This is a genomic window from uncultured Maritalea sp., assembly GCF_937139385.1.
Classification (GTDB): domain Bacteria; phylum Pseudomonadota; class Alphaproteobacteria; order Rhizobiales; family Devosiaceae; genus Maritalea; species Maritalea porphyrae_A.
This window is the reverse complement of sequence record NZ_CAKZPW010000348.1, coordinates 1-6,478: the sequence shown is the minus strand read 5'-3', so window position 1 is coordinate 6,478 and position 6,478 is coordinate 1. Positions and strand designations below refer to the sequence as shown.

At 51.4% G+C, this 6,478-nt stretch carries 10 protein-coding genes; all 10 read left to right on the top strand.

Going from position 1 to position 6,478, the window contains the following annotated elements; all coding sequences use genetic code 11:
- The first annotated feature begins 104 nt into the window (after positions 1–104).
- Positions 105–611 (top strand): crossover junction endodeoxyribonuclease RuvC, encoded by a 507-nt coding sequence (gene ruvC, locus Q0231_RS14190; RefSeq protein ID WP_269394841.1) that lies wholly within the window; start codon positions 105–107, stop codon positions 609–611.
- Complete coding sequence (gene ruvA, locus Q0231_RS14185) at positions 612–1,229, top strand: Holliday junction branch migration protein RuvA (RefSeq protein ID WP_269394840.1); 618 nt, start codon at positions 612–614, stop codon at positions 1,227–1,229. It begins immediately after the preceding gene.
- Positions 1,226–1,777 (top strand): hypothetical protein, encoded by a 552-nt coding sequence (locus tag Q0231_RS14180; RefSeq protein WP_299348399.1) that lies wholly within the window; start codon positions 1,226–1,228, stop codon positions 1,775–1,777. Before ruvA ends, Q0231_RS14180 begins: the two co-directional genes overlap by 4 nt.
- Before the next feature lie 3 nt (positions 1,778–1,780).
- A complete protein-coding gene (gene ruvB / locus Q0231_RS14175) occupies positions 1,781–2,824 on the top strand; it encodes a Holliday junction branch migration DNA helicase RuvB (protein WP_269394838.1) in 1,044 nt (347 codons plus the stop codon).
- A gap of 60 nt (positions 2,825–2,884) precedes the next feature.
- Positions 2,885–3,787: a metallophosphoesterase gene (locus tag Q0231_RS14170; protein ID WP_299348396.1), complete on the top strand. Its 903-nt coding sequence runs from the start codon at positions 2,885–2,887 to the stop codon at positions 3,785–3,787.
- Positions 3,788–3,813: 26 nt separating this feature from the next.
- Positions 3,814–4,305: an NUDIX domain-containing protein gene (locus tag Q0231_RS14165; RefSeq protein WP_299348394.1), complete on the top strand. Its 492-nt coding sequence runs from the start codon at positions 3,814–3,816 to the stop codon at positions 4,303–4,305.
- A gap of 4 nt (positions 4,306–4,309) precedes the next feature.
- On the top strand, positions 4,310–4,795 hold the full coding sequence (locus Q0231_RS14160) for an NUDIX domain-containing protein (protein ID WP_299348391.1): 486 nt from the start codon (positions 4,310–4,312) through the stop codon (positions 4,793–4,795).
- A gap of 21 nt (positions 4,796–4,816) precedes the next feature.
- Positions 4,817–5,266 (top strand): hypothetical protein, encoded by a 450-nt coding sequence (locus Q0231_RS14155; RefSeq protein ID WP_299348388.1) that lies wholly within the window; start codon positions 4,817–4,819, stop codon positions 5,264–5,266.
- Position 5,267: 1 nt separating this feature from the next.
- Entirely contained in the window at positions 5,268–5,702 is a 435-nt protein-coding gene (ybgC, locus tag Q0231_RS14150; RefSeq protein WP_269394833.1) for a tol-pal system-associated acyl-CoA thioesterase, read from the top strand.
- Between the two features lie 193 nt (positions 5,703–5,895).
- Positions 5,896–6,478, top strand: a 583-nt coding sequence (gene tolQ / locus Q0231_RS14145; protein ID WP_299348385.1) for a protein TolQ, incomplete at its 3' end; no start/stop codon positions are given.

Genomic DNA, 6,478 nt, shown 5'->3' with positions numbered 1-6,478 from the left:
CGCCAACCACTAATTCGCGCGCAATACTTGCGTACAGAACAAGAACATGTTCAAAGAAAGAGGTGCGGGCAACTGCACCTCTTTTTCTTTCTGGCGCGGTGATGATGAGCAATTCAACCATTAGAATTTTGGGAATCGATCCTGGCCTTAGGAACACGGGTTGGGGCATTATCGATCAAACCGGCAATCGGCTAACTTATGTGGCCTCCGGCGTGGTGCAACCGCCGGTAAAAGACGAACTGCCTGAACGCTTGCTGGCGCTTTACAATGGGATCAAGGATCTGATCGCTTTGCACCGCCCAGATGAGGCGGCGGTTGAAGAAACATTTGTCAATGCGGGGCCGCGCTCTGCCCTTTTGTTGGGCCAAGCACGTGGCGTGTGTTTGATGACCCCGGCAACCTGCGGATTGCGGGTGGGGGAATATTCGGCCAATAAGGTCAAAAAATCAGTGGTTGGCGCGGGTCATGCGGATAAAAACCAAGTGCAATTGATGATCAATATCTTGCTGCCCACGGCAAAGTTTGAAAGCGCAGATGCGGCAGATGCGTTAGCGATCGCGATAACCCACGCGCACCATCGCGGCACCTTAAATCAAAAAGCGAGTGCATAAATGATTGGCAAACTAAAAGGCCTTGTTGAGGCACTTGAAGATGATAGCGTGCTGATTGATGTGAACGGCGTTTGCTACGTTTGCCATTGCTCGGGTCGCACTTTGGGTAATCTCCCCAGCGTTGGCGAAGCCACCACATTGTTCATTGAAACCTATGTGCGCGAAGACCAGCTCAAGCTGTTTGGCTTTGGCACTCAGTCAGAAAAGCAATGGTTTCTGCTGTTGATGAAAGTGCAGGGCGTTGGCGCAAAGGTGGCGCTGGCGATCTTATCCACCCTCACGGTTTCAGAAATTTCAAGCGCCATTGCCTTGCAAGACAAAGTTATGGTTGGCCGCGCGCCGGGCGTTGGCCCAAAGGTGGCGCAGCGCATCGTGACCGAACTCAAAGGCAAAATCCCCGCCATGGGCGCGGTGGATGCGGGCGTGCAAGGTTTACAAGAAGCGATTGGCGAAGGGGTGGCCACAAGCAATGTGGCCGATGCGGTATCAGCCCTCACCAATTTGGGCTATTCGCAAATGCAAGCTTCATCCGCGCTGGCGCGCATCGTCGCTAAAGAGGGTGATGATGTCTCCACCGAAAAACTCATCCGCATGGGGCTTAAGGAGTTGAGCAGTTGAATAACGTTCTAAAATTTGATCCGTCGCAAAAGCGCAAGCCGGAGCCTGAGGAAAAGAAACCGCAAAATGATGCGGCGCGGTTTGTTTGGGTGAGTGCTGTGGTTGGGCCAATCGGCAGTGCGCTATTTGTGATGTTGATGTTCGGGTTTTCGGACCTATGGAACGCAATCACTAACCCAACCGTTGGCGGCTATTGGATGCAGGTGGCGCGGCTTTTTGGTACAGCGCTGGTGATTGGCGTGTTTGGGGTGCCGTTTAGTCTTGTCTCGCTTGGCTCATACGCCCTTGGTGTGAACAAAGGCTTCTTGTTGCTGCGCCAGATATTTGTGCGCCGTGCAGTTATGGCGGGTGGCATTTATGGGGTATCGCTGATTGGGGTCTTATACTTCCTTATGGGCACGGACTTGAGTGCGGCAAATGTAGGTGAATTGGTGTTGGGCGTTGCACTAGGTGGCTTCTTAGGTGCAGCCATTTCGTTCCTTTGGGCGCATGTATGCTGGATCATTGGCGGTGCGAAACATTCGCCTAAAACGAATGACAATAGGTAATTTATGACGGACATAACCGATAGCACCGCGGGCCGTGATGGCGAGATTGACGTTAGTCTACGCCCCTCTTTGTTCAATGATTTCGTTGGGCAAGAAAAGGCGCGGGACAATTTACAAGTGTTCATCGACGCGGCGAAAAAGCGTGGTTCGGCGCTCGATCACGTGCTGTTCGTTGGGCCCCCAGGCTTGGGCAAAACAACCTTGGCGCAAATTGTGGCGAAAGAGTTGGGCGTTGGGTTTCGCGCAACCTCTGGTCCAGTGATCACCAAGGCGGGGGATTTGGCGGCATTGCTGACCAATCTTGAAGAACGCGACGTGCTGTTTATCGATGAAATTCACCGCCTCAACCCGCAGGTTGAAGAGGTGCTCTATCCGGCGATGGAAGATTTTCAACTGGATTTGATTATTGGCGAAGGCCCTGCCGCACGTTCGGTGCGGATTGATTTGGCCAAGTTCACTCTGGTGGCCGCGACCACGCGGGCAGGGCTGTTGACCACACCGTTGCGGGATCGATTTGGCATTCCAGTGCGGTTGCAATTCTATACCCCAGAAGAACTGGTAAAAATTGTGCGCCGTGGCGCGCGCTTGATGGGCATTGGCATGAGCGAAGATGGGGCAATGGAAATTGCCCGTCGTTCTCGAGGAACGCCACGGATCGCGGGGCGCTTGCTGCGTCGGGTGGCGGACTTTGCGCAGGTTGACGACGTGGACGAAATCACCGCCGCTGTGGCCGACAAAGCGCTAGGGCGATTGGACGTGGACAAAAAGGGCCTTGATCAGGTGGATCGGCGCTATTTGGGCACGATTGCCACAAACTACAGTGGTGGCCCGGTGGGCATTGAAACCATTGCTGCTGCACTGTCGGAACCGCGCGATGCGGTTGAGGAAATTATTGAGCCTTATCTCATTCAACAAGGCTTCATTCAACGCACCCCGCGCGGGCGCATGCTAACCGCAATGGCGTTTCAGCACATGGGCATGGGCGTGCCCCAAGGGTTCTTGGGGGTTCAAGCCAGCTTGTTTGAAGAAGAGGGAAGCGAAGAATAATCCGCCCGAATTGCGCCAGAATGTGTGTGCAGATTGCGCCAGAATTCTGAAAGGGCCTTTGTGATTTCACGCAGAAAATTCTTGGAGCTGTTTGGTGCAGCCATGGCTGGCGGTATTGGGGTTGTTGGCTATGCATTTGGCTTGGAGCCTTTAGTGAGATTAAGGGTTACCCATAATCGATTGTCGCCGCGCCAGTGGCATAATGGTCCGCCACTTAGGATCGCAGCGTTAGCCGATTTTCATGCATGCGAACCATGGATGAATGCGCGTCGGATAAAACAGGTTGTGGACCGCGCCAATTCGCTCAATGCTGACATTATTGTTCTGTTGGGTGACTACTTGTCTGGCATGAACCTTGTGTTTTCCAGTCTGCCGAATAGTGAATTGGCACAGGCATTGAGCAGACTGAACGCGCCATTGGGTGTACATGCCATTTTGGGTAACCATGATTGGTGGGAAGATGAAGCTGCACAAAAACGTGGCAAAGGTCCAACCGCGGTTGGTGAAGCGCTTAAGGCGGTTGGCATTGCGGTCTATGAAAATCATACAGTTCGTCTAGAAAAAGATCGCAAGGGCTTTTGGCTGGCCGGGTTGGCCGATCAATGGGCTTTGCAACCCAACAAAGGACTAACCCGGGGCAAACATGTTGGACTGGATGATCTGGATGGTACTCTTGCTCAGATCAATGATGATGCCCCTGTTATTCTCATGGCCCATGAACCGGACATTTTTCCGCGCGTTCCAGATCACGTGGCGTTGACTTTGAGTGGTCATACTCATGGCGGGCAAATTCGGTTCGGGAGCTATTCGCCAGTTGTACCTTCGAAGTTTGGCAACAAATATGCATATGGTCATATTCAAGAAAATGGCTCAGATCTGCTTGTCTCGGGCGGGCTAGGGTGTTCTATATTACCTGTTCGATTTGGCGTGCCGCCAGAGATCAACCTGATTGAGTTGTATTGAAGCATCATTTTTAGGGGCATATTTGTATGAGTAATCTCACCTTTGACGAGGGCCAGAACCGGGTCAATGTGCGCGCCGTGGGGATTATCCGGCGTGATGGGCATGTGTTGGTGGTGCGCGAAGATGATGATGACTTTGTGTGCTTGCCTGGTGGCCGCATTCAGCGGGGCGAAAGCTCGTTGGATGCTATCCATCGGGAAATGAACGAAGAGCTAAACGCCCAAATCGAAGGGCCGCAGCTCAAATATATTATTGAAAATTTCTTCTGGCGCTATGGCAAGAAGTTCCATGAATTTGCGTTTTATTATGAAGTTGAACCGCCTGCTCATGTTGCATTTGTAACTCAAGGTGTCTGTCAATTTGGCGAAGATGACGGCAAGGCCCTAAGCTTTGAATGGGTGCCCTATACTGCTAATCACTTGTGCCGCGTCAACCTGCACCCTCTTGCCATGCGCACCCGATTGCTGACGCTGCCTGATGGGTTTGAACATCACACGGTTGTTGACCCGGAGTATTGAGGCGATGGGCATTGATTTAAGTTTCAGGTCACCGGGCGAGCGCTTTAACGTGCGATGTGCTGCGATCATCAAGCATAAGGGGCACATCCTTTGTGATAATGAGCGGGGGATCGATTTCAGCTTCTTGCCTGGCGGTCGAATTAAGCGTGGTGAGCTGAGTGCTGAGGCGTTGCAACGTGAATTGGCGGAGGAGTTAAACGCGAACATCAATGTTCGCAGCCCGCTAATTATTGCGGAGAGTTTCTTTACGCTGGATGATGAACGGTTTCATGAATTGGCATTCTATTTTGAGGTTGAGCGGCCCAAGAATATTCCATTTGTAATTGGAAAGGATTGCCATAGTCACGAGGATGGCGGTAATTCGTATTTCTATCGGTGGATTGAAGCGACCCCTGAGGCGTTGGCACAAGTTGATTTGAAACCCGGCCCATTGCGCGCCCAGTTCATTGACCTGCCCCAAGCGCCCATGCATGTTATATTGGACGAATAATTTGGTTTCGGGGAGGGTAATATGAAAAAACTTTTGTTGGCACTGGGGCTGCTAATGGGGCTTGGTCCTGCAACGGCATCTGCGCAAGAGTTGCCTGATTTATCAATGTATAAGATGATGCTGGATGCGAACAAAAGTTCGGGCTGGGTTTCGTTTCGCGAATATGATGGGCATCAATGGATTTATTTTAGCGCGTTGGTGACCCTTCGCTGTCGGATGAAAGAGGTGCGCTATTCGTTGAATTCGGATGCGCTTGATCAAACTTTTCCTTTGGTGAGATGCATTCCAGCCATTCCGTTTGCCATTCCAAGTGATGCCGGCTGGGAAGCCACAGCAATGCGTCAACCTTCACAAAGCGTAAAAACACTATCTGTGCAGGTGGTGTTTGACGATGATAGCGAAAGCGAAATTGTGACATTTGCCCCATGCGAAGGGGTTGGCGATATGACGTGTGCAAGGGTTGTAAACTAGCGTGGACAATCAGAATTATCAGTTTGGTGGGCAACTCACCAGCGATGGCGCGCATCTGTTTCCGGTGCGCGTTTATTATGAGGATACAGATTTCTCGGGCAATGTTTACCACGCGGCTTACTTGAAGTTCTTTGAGCGGGCCCGCACGGAATTGTTGCGGGCGCACAATGTGCACCACGAAACTCTGCTGGCGGAAAACGGGGTTGCCTTTGCGGTGCGGTCGTTAAACATCGAGTATTTGCAAGCTGCCCATATTGATGATTTGCTTGAGGTAAGTTCTCAAGTGATTGAAATGAAGGGCTCGCGCTTGACCATTGAACAGGTTATGCGGCGAGGCGGGGATGTGATCACACAAGCCAAAGTGGTCGCTGTAGCGATCAAAACGGACGGAAAACCGACCCGATTGCCACAATCTATTAGAAATGCGCTTGAGTAGATAAATCGTTCATCTTCAATTCAGCAACAATTCATTAACCCTAAAATTACCGGATCAGCCTATGGGTCGCTATAAGGCAATTTGTAGGCTTATTCGGCAATTGCGCTCTTAAATTTGACAAAATTGAGCGGCATGTCGAGTGGATGGGCCAACTGCGCGGTGAAACGGGGGTTGGCAATTTAGGGGAAGATAAATGGAAGTAGAACTCGCCAGTGCAGCCGCTGAAGTAGACTTTTCACTGTTTGCTTTGTTTTGGGCTGCCGATTGGGTTGTTAAATCGGTCATGATTGGCTTGCTCGTCGCCTCTGTGTGGAGTTGGGCAATCATTGTCGATAAAACCATGCTGTATGACCGTTCACGGCGCGAAATGAACCGGTTCGAAAAGAATTTTTGGTCCGGCCAAAGCCTGGAAGAACTCTATCAGCAGCTCAATGACACAGACACCCGTGGCATGGCTTCGGTGTTTGTTGCGGCGATGAAAGAATGGAAGCGCAGCCACGAGCAAGGCGCATCTTCTTATCTTGGTGTGCAGCAACGTTTGGACAAAGTGTTAGACCTCACCATCGGTCGAGAAAGCGATAAGCTTGAATCGCGTTTAACGTTTCTCGCAACGGTTGGCTCAGCTTCCCCGTTTGTTGGCCTGTTCGGTACGGTTTGGGGCATTATGAATTCGTTCCAATCAATCGCTGCGTCCAAAAGTACAAATTTGGCCGTTGTTGCGCCGGGTATTGCTGAAGCCTTGTTTGCAACAGCGCTTGGCCTATTGGCCGCTATTC